The organism is Enterobacter cloacae complex sp. P6RS, from assembly GCF_014982245.1.
Lineage (GTDB): Bacteria > Pseudomonadota > Gammaproteobacteria > Enterobacterales > Enterobacteriaceae > Enterobacter > Enterobacter bugandensis.
On sequence record NZ_JADCLB010000020.1, the window covers coordinates 36,754 to 58,505 of the forward strand.

Below are 21,752 nucleotides of genomic sequence, written 5' to 3' on the forward strand. Positions count from 1 at the left end.
GCTCGTCATCCTTAGCATTCACGCAAATAAGTGAGAGAGTCCTGATAAGCCTTAGCCGGATCCTCGGCGCGAACACGGCATTCATACACCACGTATCCCTGATAGTTATCGGCACGCAGCTGATCGAACAGGCTGGCGAAATCGAGGCTGCCGCTGCCCGGCTGATAGCGATGATTATCTGCAATGTGAACATGACCCAGCAGATCGCGGTTCTGATGCAGCGCGTCCGTCAGCGAGTCTTCTTCAATGTTCATGTGATAGAAATCACCGATGATCTGCACGTGCTTCAGGCCGTTCTCTTCGATATAACGACGCGCGTCTGCCAGGGTGTTGATCATATGATCCTGGTAGCGGTTCAGCGGCTCCAGGTAGACGGTGGTGCCGGTGCGCGCGGCCACCTCATCCAGCCAGCGCAGCGAGGCGCTTACGGCTTTGCGGTCACCGTCCAGGCTGCGTGGAGAGGTCATTGGCGGCAGACGGAAGGTAAACATGCCCCAGGCAGCAGGCACGATAATGCCCTTTCCGCCGACTTCCGCCAGCGCTTCCAGAATGCGTTCGATCTGCTGTAATCCGTTCAGACGGCGTTCTTCGATGAAATCACCGATCCAGCCATCGTACCCGCCACATGCTGTCGTCACCGGCAGGCCCGTGGCTTTGATAGCGGCTTTCACTTCATCGAGATTTTCCACCAGCAGACGGCCGTCAATTTCGTAGCCATCAAAACCCATCGCTTTGATGTACTCGAATTTTTCCATGATGTTGGTCGGGAAAAAGGCCTGGTTTTGTGTTGCGATCTTCATGATTTGCTGTCCTTAGCTTAAAAAGTGACGCCCATTTTGATACTGAGTTCCGGATGCTGATCGACATACTTCATATAGCTTTCCGGGCTGGTGGTGAAGGTCACGACCGGGTCGATCAGATCTTCACAGTTCAGATAACCGTTCATCAGCAATTCCCAGCAGGTCTCTTCGATACGCTTGCGGCTCCAGCGCGGATAGTCCGGGTTCGGTTCACTGCAGGCACGGGAGAAGACAATCTTAGCGTTGTTGAAGTGCGCTTCGCGGCCCAGGTTGAAGCCTGCCGCAAACGGTTTGGCGAAGGCCACGTAGGAGATGGTGCCGCCGTAGGCGAGCCCGCGCAGCGCGGACTGCAGCGCATCCGCAAAGCCGCTGGTTTCGATGATCACGTCCGCGCCCTGCTTCCCGGTCAGCTTTTTGATTTCCAGACCGACATCGGTACCGATTGGATTCAGGCAGTGGTCCGCGCCGTGACGGCGAGCGATCTCACAGCGGTGTTCAATCGGATCAACGCCGATAACCACTGACGCACCGGCTTTTTTCGCCAGCTGAATCGCAATCTGTCCGATGGCTCCCAGACCGACCACGACAACAAAGTCACCCACACGGACATTGGCATCACGCACGCCGCTCATGGCGAACTGCGCCGGATCGTAGCAAACGGCATTCTTCCAGGACGCGCCCTGCGGCATTTTACGCAGCTTATAGTTGTTCAACGCGTTAACGATGACCGTCTCCTGCAGCGGGCCGTAGCAGCAGACGCTGTCGCCGATCTGGTATTCCGTTACGTCTGCACCGCATTCAATAATGTCGCCAACGATCATGTTGCCCAGCTGGAACTTACCGAATTCGATACCGCGCGCAGCGCCCTCTTCACGCGGCGTGAACATCTGCCACTCTGCGTTGAACTCTTCATCAATGAACGGGCTTGCCGCGCGGAAATCCACGACTTCCGTTCCGTGCTTCGGGGCGCCAAAGCGGGCGCGAATTTTCACTTCATGTGCTTCCACAGCACGGTCTTCATACTCCACCAGCGCCGCTACGCGTGGCGCTGTCGCAACTAACTTCTTCATAACTTGCTCCTGATAAAAAATTGGCCGCCTTAGCCCTTGACGCCACCGGCGGTCAAACCACTTTTAATAAAACGTTCAGAGAGTGCGTACATGATGACCACCGGAAGCGCCGTCACCAGCGATGCCGCCATCATGCGACCCCAGATATAATCTGGCGTACTAAAGAGCGTGTTCAGCCCGACCGGCAGGGTAAAGTTGCTGGCGCTGGACAGGAAAATGGAGGCAAACAGGTAGTCGTTCCATGCCACCATGAAGCAGTAAACAAACACCGACACGAGACCGGAAATGGCCAGCGGCACGGTAATGCGGAAGATGATTTGCAGGCGGTTCAGACCATCCATCATCGCGGCCTCTTCTATTTCGTCCGGAATGGTGTCGAAATAGCTGCGCAGCATGAATACCGCCGTAGGCAACGTCTGGGTCACCATGGTGATAATCAGCGCCAGTTCAGTGTCGTAAATGCCGAGCGCGGTGATGATTTTGAACAGCGGCACCACCAGCAAAATCCCGGAGAACATATAGACGGTGTAGAAGCTCGCGTTGATCGTCGCACGTCCTTTAAAACGCAGCTTGGACAAGGCGTAAGCGCCCAGCGTGCCGAGAAACACCGCAATTACCGATGACGTCAGCGACACCACCATGCTGTTGCGGAAGTAATCCACGAACGGGAAAATTAGCGGGTTAAAGATGTCAACGTAATGCTGAAGCGTCCACGCCTGCGGCAAAATAGTCGGATTCAGCGATATGGCCTCTTTCGCGCTCTTGAATGACGTCATCAGCATCACGAAGAACGGGAACAGCGTGATAATCAGAAATACCGCCAGCCCCAGATAGAAACCAATACGGCCCAGTATGCGTTTATTTGTTGCCATTGAGGTTTACCCTTTTTCTGGTCAGCAGAATGACGGCGAAGATGATCACAAACAGCACAACAGAAATGGCGGCTGCTTTGCCCAGATCGTTGAATGCAAAGGCAGTTTTATAGAGATACACACCCAGAATATCGACCTTCGTGGTCAGCAGATAAACATCCGCAAACATGTAGAACATCCAGATGGTTCGCAGCGTCACCACCGTTGCCAGTACAGGCATAATGGCGGGCAACGTGACGATACGGAAACGCTGCCAGGCGTTGGCTCCGTCCATCTCTGCCGCTTCATACAGCGATTTATCAATGGTCTGCAAAATTGCCAGGAATGAGATAAAGGCATACGGGAAGTAGCGCCAGATGGCGAACAGCACCACCAGCACGAAGCTGCTGCCAGGGTTGTCGAACCAGAGCGGCGCCTGGTCATACAGATGCAGCAGATCGACGCCCAGATAGTTCACAATGCCGTAGCCGTTGTTGAACATGTATTTCCAGGCAAATACCAGGGAAATAGAGGGTGTCACGTAGGATAAAATCACCAGCGAACGCGCCGTCTTCCGGAGACGAAACTCACGGTTAAAGAAGATGGCGACGGCAAGCCCCAGCCCGGTGCTGCCGAGCACGACCAGCGCCGTATACCAGAACGTCATCCACAGCGAGTGCCAGAACGCAGCATCCCCCAGAATGCGGATGTAGTTATCCAGGCCAACAAACACCGCATCAATACGCGGATTAAGCGGCAGGCGTAAGAAACTGATTTCAATATTGGAAATCATTGGCCAGGCCACCAGGCCCCCCAGCAAAATCAGGCTGGGGGCCAACAGCAGCATGGCGAAAGGCATATCTGAACGACCAGAAAACAACGTCTTCATAATTTCCTTCCGCAGAGCGCTCCTATCGTTGTGAAATCAGGTCAGTCAGTCGCGTCTGGCTCTTGCTAAGCGTTGCGCTGAGATCTTGTTTACCCACGGTGACGTTATGCACCATGGAGCTGATAATGCCGGACCCTGTCACATCGCCCATGCGCGTGAAGTTTTTGTCGCCGACAGCACCAAACACCTGTACGTTCGGGAATTGGGCGATCAGTTCATAAGGCAGTTGCCCAAACGCTTTAATCACCTCGTTGTTTTTCCAGGTATCCGTTCCTACGACCAGCGTGTTCACCGGCAGCGCCGCGCCCGGCGACATCATGACCCAGTCGGTTGCGTTTTGAGCCTGCTCCATCCACGTCACAAACTTTTCAGCCGCTTGCGTTTCTTCTTCGGTTTGTCCGCTGGTGATCGTCAACGAGGTGACCATGCCATAAACGGCAGAGGACTTTTCTGTCGGGACAACGAAGCCAAGGTTGGCAGGGTTACCATCCTGGAATACCGCTGGCAGGATGTAGGTGGAATAGACGGCCATCGGTGCAGAACCGTTCATGAAGGCATCTTTGATCTCCATGACGTCGTTCGAGCCCGGCATGGTGGTCGCGGCCAGCGCTTTATAGAACGCCAGTGCTTTCGCCATTTCAGGGGTGTCAATTTCAACGTTTCCGTTGGCATCAAAAACGTTCGCGCCGCCGGAAAGCGCAAACTGGGAGAACGCCTGCTCGGTCATGACGCTTTCCGCGGTGGGCAGCGCAATACCGTAATGTTTGTTGGCCGGGTCGTTAAGCTTCTGGCTGGCTTTCAGCAGCTGTTCCCAGTTATGCGGTTCCTGAATACCCGCAGCGGCAAGCACATCTTTGTGATACCAGACGCCAGACAGCCAGGCGCTCATCGGCACCCCTGTCCAGGCTGTGCCGTCTTCAGTACGCACAACGCGCAGGATCCCGTCATAGAAGGTCTTTTCGCCTACCGCTTCAATGGCTTCACCGATAGCCTTGCGATCCAGCAGTTGTTCCTTATCCATGACTTTCGCGTAATCATGGCTGACTTCAATCACTTCAGGCAGCGCGCCCGTTCTGGCGAGCGTAATCACTTTGGTGTTGTAGGCATCTTCTTCCACCGGCACCTGCTTCACCGTAATGCCGGGGTTTTCTTTCTCGAATTTTTCGATCAGTTTCGTAATAACCGCCTGGCGCTCCTGCTCTACTGACGAGTGCATGAACTCAATGGTCACAGCAGACGCTTTATCATCTTTACAGCCTGATAACAGGGCGCACGAAACCAGTGCTGATAACAGCACAATTTTGGGCATTTTCATTTTAGGGTCCTTTTTAGTTTGCTTTAATCCACATAACCTGCCATGGATTGAGGGTCAGCTTTTTACCGCTAACAGCTTGTCCTGATAGTAATTCCATACCAGTAAGCGTGTCCCCATAAACGGTATGAACGTTATTACTAAAATTAAACAGGGCTGTAATTCTCTCACCGTTTTCAGCCACGCGTACAATTTTAAGAATTTGTTCATCCAGTGATTCAAAAAATGCCTGGGCATCAGGGTGAAACGCACTTTCCCCACGACGAATCGCAATAAACTCGCTTAAACGGGAATAAATTTTATGACGAATGCTATTTTTATTATTAAGTTCGAGATCAACCTGACCGGCGGTATATTTCTTGCGGTTTATCGCGCGGTTATAGCCGAGGCGCTCGACCCCTTCATAATCGTTACGGGAGCCAAGAATACTTTGAATATACACGGCAGGTACACCTGGGAAACTTAACAGCACCGCATGCGCCAGAATAAAGCGCGCAATGCGTTCATCATCTGAACTGTTTTGCGCGCTTAACGCGTCAAGATAGGTCACATTAATTTCGTAAGGACTGCGCGTACCGTCAGGATTATTTTTCCAGTTGACCAGCGCCCCTTCCTGCTGAAGTTTCTCAACCAGTGCGAGGATTTCTGATTCCGGCAGAATGCCGCGCAGTGGGTTCAGACCGATACCGTCATGAGACGCCAGGAAATTGAACCAGGTCGTTTTTGTTGAAGGCAGCGCCAGCGATCCCGCCCACTGACAGAGAGCGTTAACATCCTGACGGTGCACAGCATGCAGCACCAGCGGCGGCAAGGAGAACTGGTAGACCATCTGGGCTTCATTTTCACCGTCACCGAAATAAGAGATATTGTCCTTATGCGGAACGTTCGTCTCAGTAATGATCACGGTACCCGGCGCCACGGCCTCGGTAATAGCACGGAAAAGCTGGATAAGGCAGTGAGTCTGTTCCAGATGGATGCAGCTTGTTCCAGGGATCTTCCACATAAATCCGACGGCGTCCAGACGGATATAACGCGCCCCTTCCGCCAGGTAATGGAGCAGCACGTCAACCATCGCAATCAGCACCTGAGGCGAGGCGAAGTTAAGATCGATCTGGTCATCGCTGAAGGTGGTCCAAAGATGACGCACGCTGCCATCATGCAGCGTAAATGGCGTCAGCAACGGTAATGCGCGAGGACGCGTCACCGCAGATAAATCAGTTTCAGGATCGACAGCAATAAAGAAATCTTCGTAGCCAGGTTTCTGCGCAAGATAATTAGCAAACCATTCACTTTTTGCTGACATATGGTTGCAGACGAAATCAAACATTAAGCTGGCAGACTGTTTTAAATCAGCAACGTCTTGCCAGGTCCCGGTTTCAGGCGCAACGTTGTGGTAATCAATAACGGAAAATCCGTCATCAGAGGACCACGGATAAAAAGGTAAAAGGTGGACATGGGAAAACGTGCGAGCAAGCCACTCATTATAAAAGCGGGTAAATACCGGCAACGCTTTCTCCCCTTTCGCGGAGAACTGATCGGCGTAGGTGATCAGAACAACGTCTTTTTCATCCCAGCCTGATTTACGCTTTTCTGTAATATCAACAGCAGCTTGTTCAAGCTTTGTTAATAACACTTTAAAATGTGCTTCAGAAAATGATTCACCGTAAATATGATTGATAAGTTTTTTAATTTTTGCGTTCACATTATTTTCCATGGTAGCGGTCCCACGAAGGGCAATCTACTCCCCTGAAAAATATCTGTCAACGAACCGGAAGGCTGAAAAACGCAATTACAAAGCAGCTCTGTGCAGTAATGTGAGCTGCCGCAAAGAAAGTGAGGGAAAGGGATGAAATGTCGTTAGCCCTTCCGGGGAGAGAAAGGGCTAACGCGAGCGTGAATTAGCGGGATAAGTAGCGGCGTGACAGCCGCTTTGCCGCTTTTTGCAACAGAGGTTCAAGCGCCACGGCCAGCAACATTCTGACCGGCTTGCGGGCAACAGATTTGATCGCCCAGCCCGCCACACCTGCCGGGCCGTAACGTAACGCCGTCATCAGAACCAGTTTACCTGCGATTTTCAGGCCGGGTTTTACCTTCTGACCGGCCTGTTGCCAGTTTTTCTTCATGTATATTCTCTCTTAAAGCTGACGAAAACGACTTCTCAGCGTAAAGGTATCGGATGTGACATAGCGTTCCATTTCACGTAACCGCTTCTCCCCTTCAGCCAGCCGATCGTCAACCGCATTGAGAAGATCGTTACTGGTAGGCGCGCCTTCCGCAGCCAGTTCGCCTTCCGGCATCGGGTCAAGTACAAACGACAGCACTATGTAGGCCACGAAAGTGATAAACGCCAGGCCGAAAAATATCGACAGCACCGTGACCACACGAACCAGCTTTACCGGAACGTCGAGATAATGGGCCAGTCCGGCGCAAACGCCGCGCACCATGCCCTGCTGTGGAATTCGCCACAATTTTTTGTTCAGATTCAGTCCTGACATTAACGGTCCCTCCAGTTAGGATGTTCTGCATCCAGGATTGCTTCCAGCGCCTGAATGCGATCGCGCATCTTGTTAGCCTGGTCGGTAAGCTGCGCAAGACGTTGTTGTTCACTCTGGGATAAATCGTTCCCTGAAGAACGGTTGCTGTAGTGCAGCCATAGCCAAATCGGCAAAACAAACAGCACGAAAATCGTCAGGGGAATGGCCAGGAAAAGCGCGCTCATGTGTACTCCTTGTCGTCGGATGCTTAGCGGCACGCTCAGGTGCCGCAACATTATTATTGGTTATCTTGCTTCATTTTGGCTTTCAATGCCGCCAGCTGCTCGCTGATTTCATCGTCCGCTTTCAGATCGGCAAACTGTTGATCCAGCGACTTTTGCTTACCGATGCCGTGGCTCTCTGCTTCCGCTTCCATCTGGTCGATACGACGCTCGAATGACTCAAAACGCGCCATGGCCTCATCCAGCTTGCCGCTGTCCAGCTGACGACGCACGTCGCGGGAAGAGCTTGCCGCCTGATGACGCAGGGTCAGCGCCTGCTGACGCGCGCGGGTTTCGCTCAGTTTATTTTCGAGCTCACCAATCTCTTTTTTCATGCGGGTGAGCGTGTCTTCCACCAGCGTGACTTCATGCTCCAGCGTAGCGATCATGTCCGCCAGCTTCTGCTTTTCAATTAACGCCGCGCGAGCAAGATCTTCTTTATCTTTGCGCAGGGCGAGTTCCGCCTTTTCCTGCCATTCATTGAGCTGAGCGGTGGCCTGCTCAATACGGCGCGTTAACTGCTTTTTCTCAGCCAGCGCACGGGCGGAGGTAGAACGCACTTCAACCAGCGTGTCTTCCATCTCCTGAATCATCAGGCGCACCAGCTTCTGCGGATCTTCTGCTTTCTCCAGCAGTGAGTTGATGTTGGCGTTCACGATGTCGGCAAAACGAGAAAAAATACCCATAATCAAATCCTCATAGTTCTGTTATCGGGCTATGCCCTGCTGTACTGGTAATACAATTCCCGTGCCAGTTTTTTATCTTATTGATTTTACACGGTGTGATTGATTTTTATTCACTACAGAACTATGCTGACCTGGTGAATATCGCTAAGGAGTGGTTAATTTCATCATGGCTCAATACAAAGATAACTTACTCGGTGAAGCCAACAGCTTTCTTGAGGTACTGGAACAGGTTTCTCGCCTTGCGCCGCTCAACAAACCGGTGCTGATTATCGGCGAGCGCGGCACGGGTAAGGAACTGATTGCCAACCGTCTGCACTATTTATCCGGACGCTGGGACGGCCCCTTCATTTCTCTAAACTGTGCGGCGCTGAATGAAAACCTGCTCGATACCGAGCTGTTCGGCCACGAGGCGGGCGCGTTTACCGGCGCTCAGAAGCGCCATCCGGGACGTTTTGAGCGCGCCGACGGCGGCACCCTGTTCCTTGATGAACTCGCCACCGCGCCGATGCTGGTGCAGGAAAAGCTGCTGCGCGTGATTGAGTATGGTGAACTGGAGCGCGTCGGCGGCAGCCAGCCGCTGCAGGTTAACGTGCGCCTGGTCTGCGCCACCAACGCCAATCTGCCGGATATGGTCGCGGAGGAGAAATTCCGTGCCGATCTGCTTGACCGCCTGGCCTTTGACGTCGTTCAGCTTCCGCCCCTGCGCGACAGGAGAAGCGACATCATGCTGCTTGCTCAACAATTTGCGATTCAGATGTGCCGCGAGCTCGGTCTCCCCCTTTTCCCCGGCTTCAGCGATCATGCGCGGGAGACGCTTCTGGCCTACCGCTGGCCGGGAAATATCCGCGAACTGAAGAACGTTGTGGAGCGTTCTGTTTACCGCCACGGCAGCAGCGAGACGGAGCTGGACAATATCATTATCGATCCTTTTCAGCGCAATGCGCCGCCGGTTTCCTCCCCGTCATCATCAGGCGATACTCCCGCGCTGCCCCTTGATTTGCGCCAGTTCCAGCACGAGCAGGAGCAACAGCTACTGGAGCAAAGCCTGAAGGCGGCGAAATATAACCAGAAACGCGCGGCCGAACTCCTGGGCCTGACCTACCATCAGTTACGGGCATTGCTTAAAAAGCATCAAATGCGCTGACAATATCGGCACTTACCCGCAGACATTTTTACGAAGCAGGCGTAAGTGCGATACACTTTGCAGATCGAACCTAAAAACCTTAAAAATTATGCGTCTGGTTTTATCGTCCTTTTTTGCACTCGGTCTGTTCAGCGGCCTGGCGTTTGCTGCGCCCGGGCAGTCTACGCAGCCTGACATTCGTGGCAGCGGCTTCGTCTATTGCGTAAGTGGCCAGGTGGACACCTTCAACCCGCAAAAAGCGGGCAGCGGCCTGATTGTGGATACGCTCGCCGCGCAGCTTTACGACCGTCTGCTGGATGTCGACCCGTACACCTATCGCCTGGTGCCTGAACTTGCGGAAAGCTGGGAAGTCCTGGATAACGGTGCAACCTACCGTTTTCGCCTGCGCGATGATGTCGCGTTTCAGCGTACGCCGTGGTTTACCCCTACGCGCAAGCTGAACGCGGATGACGTGGTCTTCACCTTCCAGCGTATCTTTAACCGTAACCACCCGTGGCATAACGTTAACGGGAATAATTTCCCCTATTTCGACAGCCTGCAGTTTGCCGACACCGTTAAAAGCGTGCGCAAGCTGGATAGCCGGACGGTTGAATTTACGCTGACGCGCCCGGATGCCTCCTTCCTCTGGCACCTGGCGACCCACTATGCGTCCGTTATGTCCGCCGAATACGCGGCGAAGCTGACGAAAAAAGATCGTCAGGAGCTGCTCGACCGCCAGCCGGTGGGTACCGGCCCGTTCCAGTTGGCCGAATACCGCGCGGGGCAATATATTCGCCTGCAGCGCCACGAACATTTCTGGCGCGGTACGCCGCTGATGCCGCAGGTGGTGGTCGATCTCGGGTCTGGCGGAACGGGACGGCTCTCGAAACTGCTCACCGGGGAATGCGACGTGCTCGCCTGGCCCGCTGCCAGCCAGCTCACCATTTTGCGCGACGATCCGCGTCTGCGTCTGACGTTACGCCCGGGGATGAACATCGCTTATCTGGCCTTTAACACCGATAAGCCGCCGCTGAACAACCCTGCCGTACGTCACGCTCTGGCGCTGGCGATCAACAACCAGCGTCTGATGCAGTCGATCTACTACGGCACGGCGGAAACCGCCGCCTCAATTTTACCGCGCGCCTCGTGGGCCTACGACGGTGAGGCTAAAATTACGGAATACAATCCGGCAAAAGCGCGTGAACAACTGAAAGCGCTGGGCGCGGAAAACCTGACGCTCCAGCTTTGGGTGCCCACCAGCTCCCAGGCGTGGAACCCGAGCCCGCTGAAAACCGCTGAACTGCTACAGGCGGATATGGCGCAGGTGGGCGTCAAGGTGATCATCGTACCGGTTGAGGGTCGTTTCCAGGAGGCGCGCCTGATGGATATGAATCACGACCTCACCCTGACAGGCTGGGCTACCGACAGTAACGATCCGGACAGCTTCTTCCGGCCGCTGCTGAGCTGTGCTGCGATAAATTCGCAGACCAACTACGCCCACTGGTGTAACCGGGAGTTCGACGCCGTGCTGCAAAATGCACTCTCTTCCCAACAGCTGGCCTCGCGCATTGACGCTTACGATGAAGCGCAGAAGATCCTTGCACAGGAACTGCCGGTGCTTCCGCTGGCCTCTTCCCTGCGTCTTCAGGCCTACCGCTATGATATTAAAGGCCTGGTGCTGAGCCCGTTCGGCAACGCCTCGTTCGCCGGCGTATCGCGTGAAAAAGAACAAGAGGTGAAAAAACCATGATTATTTTTACCTTGCGTCGGCTCCTTTTACTGCTGGTGACGCTCTTTTTCCTGAACTTTGTCGGCTTCAGCCTGAGCTATTTCACGCCGCATGCCCCGCTACAGGGCTCGTCGCTGTGGGATGCCTGGCTGTTCTGGTTTAACGGGCTGCTGCACTGTGATTTCGGCGTGTCGAGCATCAACGGGCAGCTTATCTCCGATCAGCTAAAAGAGGTTTTCCCGGCCACGATGGAGCTGTGCATTCTGGCCTTCGGCTTTGCCCTGATGGTAGGTATTCCCGTGGGCATGCTGGCCGGGATCTACCGCAACAAATGGCAGGATAAGTTTATCAGCGCCCTTGCCCTGCTCGGCTTCTCTATCCCGGTATTCTGGCTGGCGCTGCTGCTGACGCTGTTCTTCTCGCTGACGATGGGTTGGCTACCGGTCTCTGGCCGTTTTGACCTGCTCTATACGGTTAAAACGGTAACGGGTTTTGCCATCATTGACGCCTGGCTGTCCGATTCCGTCTGGCGCCATGAGATGATCGTCAGCGCCCTGCGTCATATGGTACTGCCGGTGCTGACGCTGGCGGTTGCGCCGACAACCGAGGTGATCCGCCTGATGCGCCTGAGCACCATCGAGGTGTTTGAGCAGAACTATGTCAAAGCTGCCGCCACGCGCGGATTGTCGCGCCTGACCATATTGCGCCGCAACGTCCTGCACAACGCTCTGCCGCCGGTAATTCCGCGCCTGGGGCTGCAGTTTTCCACCATGCTTACGCTGGCCATGATCACCGAGATGGTCTTTAGCTGGCCCGGGCTGGGACGCTGGCTGATTAACGCCATCCGTCAGCAGGATTATGCTGCTATCTCAGCGGGTGTGATGGTGATTGGTTCGCTGGTCATTATTGTTAACGTGTTGTCCGATATTTTGGGTGCGATGGCTAACCCATTGAAGCATAAGGAATGGTATGCCTTACGATAACGTTTACAGTGAAAAGCGCACGCCCGGTGCGCTGCGTACCGTGTGGCGAAAGTTCTATGGTGACACCACGGCAATGATCGGCCTTTATGGCTGCGCCGGTCTGGTATTGCTTTGCCTCTTTGGTTCGTGGTTTGCGCCTTATGGCATCGATCAGCAGTTCCTTGGCTATCAGCTGCTGCCGCCTTCCTGGTCACGCTACGGCGAAGTCTCATTCTTCCTCGGCACTGACGATCTCGGACGCGACGTATTGAGCCGTCTGTTAAGCGGGGCTGCCCCGACGGTGGGCGGCGCGTTTGTCGTGACGCTCGCGGCGACGCTCTGTGGACTGGCTCTCGGTATTTTCGCGGGCTCCACGCATGGCCTGCGCTCGGCGGTGCTGAACCACATTCTGGACACGCTGCTGTCGATTCCGTCTCTGCTGCTGGCAATCATTGTGGTTGCCTTTGCCGGTCCGCATCTGTCGCATGCCATGTTCGCCGTCTGGCTGGCTATCCTCCCCCGCATCGTGCGCTCGGTTTACAGCATGGTGCATGACGAGCTGGAAAAAGAGTATGTCGTTGCGGCCCGTCTGGACGGCGCGACGACCTTCAATATTCTGTGGTTTGCCGTTCTGCCAAACATCGCCGCCGGGCTGGTCACCGAGATCACCCGTGCGCTGTCGATGGCGATCCTGGACATCGCTGCGCTCGGGTTCCTCGACCTCGGCGCGCAGCTGCCGTCCCCTGAATGGGGTGCGATGCTCGGTGACGCGCTGGAATTGATCTACGTGGCGCCGTGGACGGTTATGCTGCCGGGGGCGGCGATTATGGTAAGCGTGTTGCTGATCAACCTGCTGGGCGACGGTATTCGCCGTGCAATTAACGCGGGGGTGCAATAATGCCGCTTCTTGATATTCGCAACCTCACCATTGAATTCAAAACCGGTGAAGGCTGGGTTAAAGCCGTCGATCGCATCAGCATTACTCTCGCCGAGGGCGAGATTCGCGGGCTGGTGGGTGAATCTGGTTCGGGAAAAAGCCTGATCGCCAAAGCGATCTGCGGCGTTGCGAAAGACAACTGGCGCGTGACCGCCGACCGCATGCGGTTCGACGATATAGACCTGCTGCGCCTCTCTCCGCGCGAGCGTCGCAAGCTGGTCGGCCATAACGTCTCGATGATTTTCCAGGAGCCACAGTCCTGCCTCGATCCGTCCGAGCGCGTAGGCAAACAGCTGATGCAGAACATTCCCGGCTGGACCTATAAAGGCCGCTGGTGGCAGCGTTTCGGCTGGCGCAAGCGCCGCGCCATTGAGCTATTACACCGCGTCGGGATCAAAGACCATAAAGACGCGATGCGCAGCTTCCCGTATGAGCTGACCGACGGTGAATGCCAGAAGGTGATGATTGCCATCGCCCTGGCTAATCAGCCGCGTTTGCTGATTGCGGATGAACCCACCAACGCGATGGAGCCGACCACCCAGGCACAAATTTTCCGCCTGCTGTCGCGCCTGAACCAGAACAATAACACCACCATTTTGCTGATCAGCCATGACCTGCAAATGCTCAGCAAATGGGCGGATAAAATTGACGTGATGTACTGCGGGCAAACGGTCGAAACTGCCCCGAGTGAGGAGTTGATCGCCGCGCCGCACCATCCATATACGCAGGCGCTTATCCGCGCAATTCCTGATTTTGGCAGCGCCATGCCGCACAAGAGCCGTCTGAATACCCTGCCCGGAGCGATTCCGCTGCTGGAATCGTTGCCGATAGGCTGTCGTCTGGGGCCGCGTTGTCCGTATGCTCAGCGTAAATGTATCGAAACGCCTCGCCTGACCGGCGCCAAAAATCATCTTTACGCCTGTCATTTCCCGCTGAACATGGAGAGAGAGTGAAATGGTCGAAACCTTGCTGGAAGTCCGCAATCTGAGTAAGACCTTTCGCTATCGCACGGGGCTGTTTCATCGTCAGACTGTCGAAGCGGTTAAGCCGCTGAGTTTTACCCTGCGTGAAAAACAGACGCTGGCGATCATCGGCGAAAACGGCTCCGGCAAATCCACGCTGGCGAAAATGCTTGCCGGCATGGTCGAGCCCACTGCTGGAGAAGTGTTGATTGACGATCATCCTCTGCAGTTTGGCGATTACTCTTTCCGCAGCCAGCGCATCCGCATGATCTTCCAGGATCCGTCTACCTCGCTTAATCCACGCCAGCGCATTTCGCAGATCCTTGATTTCCCTCTGCGTCTGAATACCGAACTGGAGCCAGAGGCGCGCCGCAAGCGTATCTTCGAAACACTGCGTATGGTTGGGCTGTTACCGGATCACGAAAGCTACTACCCGCATATGCTTGCTCCCGGTCAGAAACAGCGTCTGGGTCTGGCCCGCGCGTTGATTCTGCGCCCGAAAGTGATCGTTGCAGACGAAGCGCTTGCCTCGCTGGATATGTCGATGCGTTCGCAACTGATTAACCTGATGCTCGAATTACAGGAAAAGCAGGGTATCTCCTACATCTACGTCACCCAGCATCTGGGGATGATGAAGCACATCAGCGATCAGGTGATGGTCATGCACCAGGGGGAAGTCGTCGAGCGCGGCAGCACGGCGGATGTGATGGCCTCCCCGCTTCATGAGCTGACGAAAAGGCTAATTGCCGGGCATTTCGGTGAAGCATTGACCGCCGATGCGTGGAGAAAAGACCGTTAAGCGCGGCGGTAAACACGGATTGCTCCGCTCAAATAAGGATTAAATAGCCTGCGTGCGCTATTTAATCCTTTTATTTTTATCTCCATCCCTGCTCCATATTTTAAGCAATATCCATCAATAGTTCTTCTCCAGAATACCGGAACATTACGGAGGAGAAGAAATGAACACCACCACATATGTTCTAAAATATACGGAGTATCTCATCAGAAAATGCCGTTCATATTTCATGACGGACCTCAATTTTCATACTGCAAAACTCAAAAAGACATCAGGCATAACCCCTGACATTAAATCACCCACTACGTTGAGTGAAAAAATATGTCATCGCCTGGTCTATGACCATAATAATCTCTACACAATGCTTGCCGATAAACTCGCCGTCCGCGAATACGTTGCGTCCAGAACAACGCGAGTAAAAGCGGTGCCTTTGATTGGGGTTTACCGCAGGTTTTCGCATATCGATTTTTCAATACTGCCCGATCAATTCGTCCTTAAGTGCAATCATGACAGTGGAAGCACAATAATCTGTACAAACAAAAACCAGTTCAATTACCGACAGGCCCGTAAAAAGCTCACTCTCGCATTAAAGAAGAATTTGTATTACACCACGCGCGAGTGGCAGTACAAAAATATTACACCCGTTATACTGTGTGAGCCCTATGTCGATCTTTTCAATAATGCGGACAGGAACAGCACGCCGGAAATGCTGAGAATTCACTGTTTTCACGGGGTCGCACACTATGTTGAGGCCGATTTTACAGATGACCGCGGCAGAGAGTTTATCAACGTTTACGACCGACACTGGAATTTACAGCCCTTCCAGATGGAATATCCTAATACGCCGGTCGCGCCCGGCGAGCCGAAATTGTTCCGTGAGGCTCTGCTGGCCGCTCAGGAGCTGGCGAAGGGTCTTGACTACTGCCGCGTTGACCTCATGTTGAAAAGCGATGAAATTTACTTCAGTGAAATAACCTTAAGCCCAAAACGGGGCAAACTGCGAATTACCCCTCTGGAATGGGATACAAAGTTAGGCGATATATGGCAGTTGCCGCTATCGGCGGGCAGGCCGGGCTGACCTGCCGCCAGGGCTCAGGCATCGGGCCAGGTCAGTTTGAACAGGGAGTGGTTTTGCTTCGATAAGGTATACGTTACATCGCCACCATGAGCCAGCATGATGGCTTTTACCACCGATAACCCTAAACCACATCCTTCAGGATTCACATCTCTGGCACCTTTATCCCGCTGGAAAGGTTGAAATAAGAAATCATGAAATTCCCTGGGGATGCCCGGCCCGCCATCCTCAATAAGGATATAATTGCCTTTATCAGAGACGCCATTTTTTACGATGAGTTTTCGCGAAGTTGAATAATGTAATGCGTTGTCAAACAGAACGGCCAGACACTGATTGATGCGCAACGGATCGAACACGCATCGCTGTTCCCTCAACTCTGTTTTAATCCCAAACTGATTGTGCTTGAACTCGGGCATGAAAGTATCAAGCGCATCCTGGATTGTGCCTTTGAGGTCCGTTCTGGATTTATACAGCGTATAACCCGCCCCGCCGTCAGAGCTGATCACCCGAAGATCTTCAATCAAACGGGTTAACCCCTCAGTCTGCTTGAGAAGATTATTAAAAAGCAGCGGATCCGGCTCAAAAACGCCGTCAACCAGCCCCTGAAGCCGCCCGCGTAAAATCGTGACCGGGGTTCTCAGCTCATGGGCAATGGCGGCGTTCCAGGATTTCCTCTGAATATCCAGCGTCTGGAGTTTTTCCGCCATTTCATTGAAATCCGTGACCAGATGATTGACCTCTCCCAGACGGGAGCTGGCGCAATAAGCACGGGCATCCAGCTGGCCCTGAGAAATTTTTCTCAGGCTGGACGCTACCGCGTTTAACGGGGTGAGTATTCGTGAAGAAAGTTTTATCGTTAAAAATATCGCGATTATCAGACTGATTGTTGTCGCGGTCCCGATCCACACCCAGTCCCACATCGTCATTTGCTCGTCATCGCCCTCAACGGCACCGCCGGGGAGGTGATCGAGAATAAAAGAGTAAAAAAACCATGAGCCCAGTACCGCAATTGCAATGATCATAAACGTCAGCAGCAGCATATACGTTAAGATCTGCCGACTCAGGACAGAATCTCTGTTCATTTTTTCTCCCCGAGTCGATAGCCCATCCCCCTGATGCTCTCAGGAACGCCATAAAGGCCTGCAAGCTCCAGCTTTTTACGCAGCTTGCTCATATGGCTGTCTACCGTTCTGTCGAGCGTATCGCCTTCCGGCAGACACGCGTTAAGTAACTCTTCCCGGGAACAGACCTTTCGCGGGTATCTCACCAGGTAAGTAAGAAGTTTAAATTCCGTCGTCGTTAATACTGGGGAGACTACCTCTTCGCCCACGGTGACCTCAACGTAGAAATCGTCCGGGTAGACCGTAATAAAAGGCGTCCTGAGAGGCACGGCACCCGCCTGCTGAAGAGCGGGTCTGGTTCTGCGCAGCACGGCTTCAACCCGCGCGACCACTTCGGAAGGGTTGAAAGGTTTGATGACGTAATCATCCGCGCCAAGCCTCAGCCCCATCAGCTTATCTACGTCCTGATCGAGTGCGGACACCATAATGACGGGCACAGAACTTTCCTGACGGAGCGTCGTGAGTACGCTCCAGCCATCGCAAACGGGCAGATGGATATCCAGCAAGATAAGATCCGGTTTATGGAGCCGATTAAGCGCTATCGCCTGCTCGCCCTGCCGGGCTCTCAGCGTTTTCATCCCAGAACGCTCTAAGTAACTCATCAATATTTCGGCAATTTCGTTTTCATCTTCAACAACAAGGATTAGAGTATTTTTGTTCATTTTATCTCCGCGGGTGAAATCCCTTTGAGCACGCTATCAGATATCTTTAGCACAATAAGACACAGGCTCCGGGAAAAAGTGCCGTGACCGCGAAAATTTCCTGGATTAATTTAAGTGCCAGGCAATTTCTCCATACAGCCTACACATTCTGTCAATAAAGACTCGACAATGTCAGTCCACAATAGTTATTCGGAGTTAAACCGTCTTTCGTTTAACGTGGTAAATACCCCTGTCGCTTAAAGGCTTTCTGAATTTGGCTGAGATAATGAACATGGAACTTTCGAAATACTTCTCTCCTAAAAAAATCGGCATATTTTCTCTCTTCCTGCTGCTATCGTGGGGATTACTTTATACCTGGCTGGTATTGATGCATATAATGGATGAGAAAGTCGCAGCAACGCTACTCTCTTCCCCCATTATCTATGGCTGCATTGCCTTGTCGGTTGTCTCTCTGATAATACAAAACAAAGCAGGCGCGTTCACTGAATTACTTCTCATCGCCTTCTGGCTAATGGTGATTTTTGTTTATCTCATTATTACGTTCACTGTGCTGCTGAACGCTACGCCAGATTTCAACGATTTGGTGTTTTACTATGAGTGTTATTTAATTCTCTTTTTTGGCGGTTCACCGTTGTACCTCATCGTGAGAATGATTTAAACAACCGCGTTGTTTCGCTCCACACTATCTCCATAAACCGCCCATGTCCGCTAAACAGGCGAGTTGTAGACTCTCCATCACACCATCTTGAACAAAATAACTCACTGAAATAGTCACGTATCTGGAAGTTAAATTAATGCCTCATTTCTTTATTGAACGTCCCATTTTCGCCTGGGTCGTGGCGCTTTTTATCGTCCTGGCGGGTGTATTGTCTATCCCCCGGCTGCCGGTTGCGCAGTATCCGGCGGTGGCACCGCCTGGGATTATTATTTCTGTCACCTACCCGGGCGCCAGCCCCGATATTATGAATACGTCGGTGGTGTCGTTACTTGAGCGCGAAATATCTGGCGTCGATAATTTGCTTTACTTCGAATCATCCAGTGACACAGCCGGTTCTGCGTCTATTACCGTGACGTTTAAGCCCGGCACGGACATCAAGCTGGCGCAGATGGACCTTCAGAACCAGATTAAAATTGTGGAGCCGCGTTTGCCACAGGCGGTCAGGCAAAATGGCATCAACGTCGAGGCGGCCAATTCCGGTTTTTTAATGATGGTGGGGCTGAAGTCCACAACCGGTAAATTTGAGGAAGCCGATTTAAGCGATTACTTTGCCCGGCATGTCAGCGACGAGCTTCGCCGCGTACCTGGAGTAGGGAAAATTCAGCTGTTTGGTGGCGAAAAAGCGCTGCGCATCTGGCTGGACCCGATGAAGCTTCATAGCTACGTACTTTCGGTGAGCGATGTGCTTACCGCCGTTGGCCAACAAAATGCCCTGGTTTCGCCCGGCAAAACGGGAGATGAACCGGCATCTGAAGGGCAAGGCGTAACCTATCCGATCACCGTGAAGGGGCAACTCACTTCCGTAGAGGCTTTCAGGAATATTACTCTGAAATCAGAGGCGTCCGGCGCAAGGCTGAAGCTGTCCGACGTCGCGCGCATTGAGTCCGGCCTGCAAAGCTACGCTTTCGGTATCCGCGAAAATGGCGTTCCCGCAACGGCTGCGGCGGTCCAGCTATCGCCTGGCGCCAATGCGATGAGCACGGCTGCAGGCGTACGCGCACGCATCGACGAACTTTCTCAGGTGTTACCGGAAGGAATGACGTTTACGGTTCCCTTCGATACCGCGCCTTTTGTGAAGCTCTCCATCATGAAGGTGGTGCAGACCTTTGTGGAAGCGATGGTTCTGGTCTTCCTCGTAATGCTGCTGTTTCTGCATAAGATACGCTGTACGCTTATCCCGGCGATTGTTGCCCCCGTCGCACTGCTTGGCACCTTCACGGTGATGCTATTGAGTGGATACTCCATCAATATTCTGACCATGTTCGGCATGGTTCTGGCGATAGGGATTATCGTAGATGACGCCATTGTGGTCGTGGAGAACGTTGAGCGCCTGATGGAAGAAAAACAACTCTCTCCGCGCGACGCGACCCGGAAGGCCATGAATGAAATCACGCCGGCAATTATCGGGATCACGCTGGTGCTCACTGCCGTCTTTATCCCCATGGGGTTTGCTGAGGGTTCGGTCGGAATTATCTACCGACAATTTTGTATTTCCATGGCGGTCTCCATACTGCTGTCCGCGTTTCTAGCCCTGACGCTGACGCCAGCCCTGTGCGCAACGTTACTCAAGCCTCACAGCGCAGCAAAGCACGTTGGTGGCAGGTTCGCAGCAGGGTTTAACGCCCGCTTTCGTACCCTCACGACGTGGTACGAATCCGGGCTGGGCGCGGTGCTGAGACGTACCGGGCGGATGCTGCTGTTGTACGTTGCGCTATGTGCTGCGCTATGTTTGGGGCTTTCTTCGCTGCCCTCGTCCTTTCTTCCGGATGAAGATCAGGGCTATTTTATGTCCTCAATTCAGCTGCCTTCCGATGCCACAATGCAGCGCACCCTGAGAGTGGTTAAAAAATTTGAAGAGGAAATTGCGGCCCGGCCGGATATTGAAAGCAACATTATGATTCTGGGATTTGGGTTTTCAGGCTCGGGACCGAATTCGGCCATGGCCTTCACCACGCTGAAGGACTGGAAAGATCGGCAGGGTACGACCGCACAGAATGAAGCCGACTATATACAGGCCAGCATGGCTAACGTCTCTGATGCCGTCACGATGAGCCTTCTCCCGCCGGCCATTTCGGATATGGGCACCTCCTCGGGCTTCACCTGGTACGTGCAGGACAGGGCGGGACTGGGCTACGAGGCGTTAAAGAGAGCGGCCGATGCGCTGGTTGTGAAAGCTAATCAACGTCCTGAACTGAGTGACGTGTATATAGACGGTCTGCCGGAAGGAACAAGCCTGGCCCTTCAGATTGACCGGGAAAAAGCGGAAGCGCTGGGCGTTTCATTTGATGAAATCAACCAGACGCTCTCGGTCACCATGGGGTCGAACTACGTTAATGACTACACGAACAAGGGCCGCGTTCAGCAGGTCATTATTCAGGCCGACGCCCCTTACCGCATGCAGCCTGAGCAGATCCTGAAATTATCGGTAAAAAACCGTATGGGGCAGATGGTGCCAGTATCTACGTTTGCGACGCTTTCCTGGAACGTTGCGCCGCAGCAGTTGACGCGTTATCAGGGATATTCTGCTATCCGCATTACCGGCAGTGCGGCCCCGGGCAAATCCAGCGGCACTGCAATGAAGGCCATGGAGACGTTGTCACGGGATTTACCGCAGGGGATGGCCGGCGAGTGGGCCGGGAGCTCATTGCAGGAGAGAAAATCCGAATCTCAGCTCCCGGGTCTGATCGTTCTGTCGATACTGGTCGTGTTCATGGTGCTCGCCGCCCTGTATGAGAGCTGGTCAATTCCCTTTGCGGTCATGCTGGTCGTTCCCCTGGGGCTTATCGGTGCGGTGGTTGCCGTCTCCGTTGCGGGCATGACGAATGATGTTTTCTTTAAGGTCGGCCTTATCACCCTGATAGGCCTGTCCGCCAAGAACGCTATTCTGATTGTCGAGTTTGCAAGGCAGCTCCACCGGGAAGGACAACCCCTGCTGGCGGCAACAATACAGGCCGCAAGCCAGCGTCTGCGCCCTATTCTGATGACATCGTTAGCCTTTACGTTAGGCGTGGTGCCACTGATGCTGGCGCGTGGCGCGAGTGACAGCACGCAGCACGCTATCGGCACCGGGGTGTTTGGCGGCATGATCAGCGGCACGCTTCTCGCGATCTTTTTCGTCCCGGTATTCTTTATTGTCGTTGCGCGTTTCGTTGAGAACGCCAGGAAAGTGTGAATACCGCTGATGGATCGCGGAACCTTGCTGGTTGGATGAGGCGAAGCTGCTGCCGGGTGATATACTGGACGAATGCTGAAATTTTGAGCCCCCGCCAGCCCGCGCCTCACCTTTTGGGGCATTCCTCTTCGG

At 53.6% G+C, this 21,752-nt stretch carries 21 protein-coding genes; 9 read left to right on the forward strand and 12 right to left on the reverse strand.

The features are described 5' to 3' along the window. Positions 1 to 11: 11 nt before the first annotated feature. From INF73_RS13940 to pspA, 10 genes are all read right to left on the reverse strand, one after another. Positions 12 to 800, reverse strand: coding sequence for a sugar phosphate isomerase/epimerase (locus tag INF73_RS13940; RefSeq protein ID WP_045260650.1), 789 nt, complete (start codon positions 798 to 800; stop codon positions 12 to 14). 17 nt (positions 801 to 817) lie between these two features. Further along, the gene (locus INF73_RS13945; RefSeq protein ID WP_193542321.1) at positions 818 to 1,870 is read right to left on the reverse strand and encodes a zinc-binding alcohol dehydrogenase; all 1,053 of its coding nucleotides are present in this window, start codon (positions 1,868 to 1,870) and stop codon (positions 818 to 820) included. 29 nt (positions 1,871 to 1,899) lie between these two features. Continuing rightward, complete coding sequence (locus INF73_RS13950) at positions 1,900 to 2,742, reverse strand: carbohydrate ABC transporter permease (protein ID WP_028013372.1); 843 nt, start codon at positions 2,740 to 2,742, stop codon at positions 1,900 to 1,902. Continuing rightward, positions 2,729 to 3,610: a carbohydrate ABC transporter permease gene (locus tag INF73_RS13955; RefSeq protein ID WP_028013373.1), complete on the reverse strand. Its 882-nt coding sequence runs from the start codon at positions 3,608 to 3,610 to the stop codon at positions 2,729 to 2,731. The genes INF73_RS13950 and INF73_RS13955 overlap by 14 nt, the downstream gene beginning before the upstream one ends. A gap of 22 nt (positions 3,611 to 3,632) precedes the next feature. Next, positions 3,633 to 4,925, reverse strand: a complete 1,293-nt coding sequence (locus tag INF73_RS13960; RefSeq protein ID WP_047368688.1) for an ABC transporter substrate-binding protein — start codon at positions 4,923 to 4,925, stop codon at positions 3,633 to 3,635. 13 nt (positions 4,926 to 4,938) lie between these two features. Then, a complete protein-coding gene (locus INF73_RS13965) occupies positions 4,939 to 6,636 on the reverse strand; it encodes a sugar phosphorylase (protein ID WP_193542323.1) in 1,698 nt (565 codons plus the stop codon). Positions 6,637 to 6,820: 184 nt separating this feature from the next. Next, on the reverse strand, positions 6,821 to 7,045 hold the full coding sequence (pspD, locus tag INF73_RS13970) for a phage shock protein PspD (protein ID WP_028013376.1): 225 nt from the start codon (positions 7,043 to 7,045) through the stop codon (positions 6,821 to 6,823). A gap of 12 nt (positions 7,046 to 7,057) precedes the next feature. Further along, on the reverse strand, positions 7,058 to 7,417 hold the full coding sequence (gene pspC / locus INF73_RS13975; protein WP_028013377.1) for an envelope stress response membrane protein PspC: 360 nt from the start codon (positions 7,415 to 7,417) through the stop codon (positions 7,058 to 7,060). Further along, the gene (gene pspB / locus INF73_RS13980; protein ID WP_028013378.1) at positions 7,417 to 7,641 is read right to left on the reverse strand and encodes an envelope stress response membrane protein PspB; all 225 of its coding nucleotides are present in this window, start codon (positions 7,639 to 7,641) and stop codon (positions 7,417 to 7,419) included. The genes pspC and pspB overlap by 1 nt, the downstream gene beginning before the upstream one ends. A 53-nt stretch (positions 7,642 to 7,694) precedes the next feature. Then, positions 7,695 to 8,363 carry a phage shock protein PspA gene (pspA, locus tag INF73_RS13985; RefSeq protein WP_028013379.1) on the reverse strand — a complete coding sequence of 223 codons (669 nt, stop codon included), beginning with the start codon at positions 8,361 to 8,363 and terminating at the stop codon, positions 7,695 to 7,697. A gap of 151 nt (positions 8,364 to 8,514) precedes the next feature. Between pspA and pspF the strand changes: the two genes are divergently transcribed. The 7 genes from pspF to INF73_RS14020 all read left to right on the forward strand — a co-directional run bounded on the left by pspF (position 8,515) and on the right by INF73_RS14020 (position 15,950). Beyond that, positions 8,515 to 9,507, forward strand: coding sequence for a phage shock protein operon transcriptional activator (pspF, locus tag INF73_RS13990; protein ID WP_162269366.1), 993 nt, complete (start codon positions 8,515 to 8,517; stop codon positions 9,505 to 9,507). A gap of 88 nt (positions 9,508 to 9,595) precedes the next feature. Further along, on the forward strand, positions 9,596 to 11,236 hold the full coding sequence (gene sapA / locus INF73_RS13995) for an ABC transporter substrate-binding protein SapA (protein ID WP_193542325.1): 1,641 nt from the start codon (positions 9,596 to 9,598) through the stop codon (positions 11,234 to 11,236). Further along, positions 11,233 to 12,198 (forward strand): putrescine export ABC transporter permease SapB, encoded by a 966-nt coding sequence (gene sapB, locus INF73_RS14000; RefSeq protein WP_193542327.1) that lies wholly within the window; start codon positions 11,233 to 11,235, stop codon positions 12,196 to 12,198. Before sapA ends, sapB begins: the two co-directional genes overlap by 4 nt. Then, entirely contained in the window at positions 12,185 to 13,075 is an 891-nt protein-coding gene (gene sapC, locus INF73_RS14005) for a putrescine export ABC transporter permease SapC (protein WP_028013383.1), read from the forward strand. The genes sapB and sapC overlap by 14 nt, the downstream gene beginning before the upstream one ends. Further along, a complete protein-coding gene (gene sapD, locus INF73_RS14010; protein WP_028013384.1) occupies positions 13,075 to 14,067 on the forward strand; it encodes a putrescine export ABC transporter ATP-binding protein SapD in 993 nt (330 codons plus the stop codon). The genes sapC and sapD overlap by 1 nt, the downstream gene beginning before the upstream one ends. A 1-nt stretch (position 14,068) precedes the next feature. Next, on the forward strand, positions 14,069 to 14,875 hold the full coding sequence (gene sapF, locus INF73_RS14015) for a putrescine export ABC transporter ATP-binding protein SapF (RefSeq protein WP_028013385.1): 807 nt from the start codon (positions 14,069 to 14,071) through the stop codon (positions 14,873 to 14,875). Positions 14,876 to 15,035: 160 nt separating this feature from the next. Beyond that, positions 15,036 to 15,950 carry an ATP-grasp fold amidoligase family protein gene (locus INF73_RS14020; protein ID WP_193542329.1) on the forward strand — a complete coding sequence of 305 codons (915 nt, stop codon included), beginning with the start codon at positions 15,036 to 15,038 and terminating at the stop codon, positions 15,948 to 15,950. 14 nt (positions 15,951 to 15,964) lie between these two features. On the opposite strand, the gene INF73_RS14025 is transcribed toward INF73_RS14020, so the two are convergent. Continuing rightward, positions 15,965 to 17,029, reverse strand: a complete 1,065-nt coding sequence (locus tag INF73_RS14025) for an ATP-binding protein (protein WP_193542331.1) — start codon at positions 17,027 to 17,029, stop codon at positions 15,965 to 15,967. Beyond that, positions 17,026 to 17,730 carry a response regulator gene (locus tag INF73_RS14030; RefSeq protein ID WP_063154355.1) on the reverse strand — a complete coding sequence of 235 codons (705 nt, stop codon included), beginning with the start codon at positions 17,728 to 17,730 and terminating at the stop codon, positions 17,026 to 17,028. The genes INF73_RS14025 and INF73_RS14030 overlap by 4 nt, the downstream gene beginning before the upstream one ends. Positions 17,731 to 18,001: 271 nt before the next feature. Here INF73_RS14030 and INF73_RS14035 point away from each other — a divergent pair, with 271 nt between their 5' ends. Both INF73_RS14035 and INF73_RS14040 read left to right on the forward strand, forming a co-directional pair. Next, the gene (locus tag INF73_RS14035; protein ID WP_049138292.1) at positions 18,002 to 18,388 is read left to right on the forward strand and encodes a hypothetical protein; all 387 of its coding nucleotides are present in this window, start codon (positions 18,002 to 18,004) and stop codon (positions 18,386 to 18,388) included. Positions 18,389 to 18,524: 136 nt separating this feature from the next. Then, positions 18,525 to 21,620, forward strand: coding sequence for a multidrug efflux RND transporter permease subunit (locus INF73_RS14040; protein ID WP_193542335.1), 3,096 nt, complete (start codon positions 18,525 to 18,527; stop codon positions 21,618 to 21,620). Positions 21,621 to 21,752: the final 132 nt, after the last annotated feature.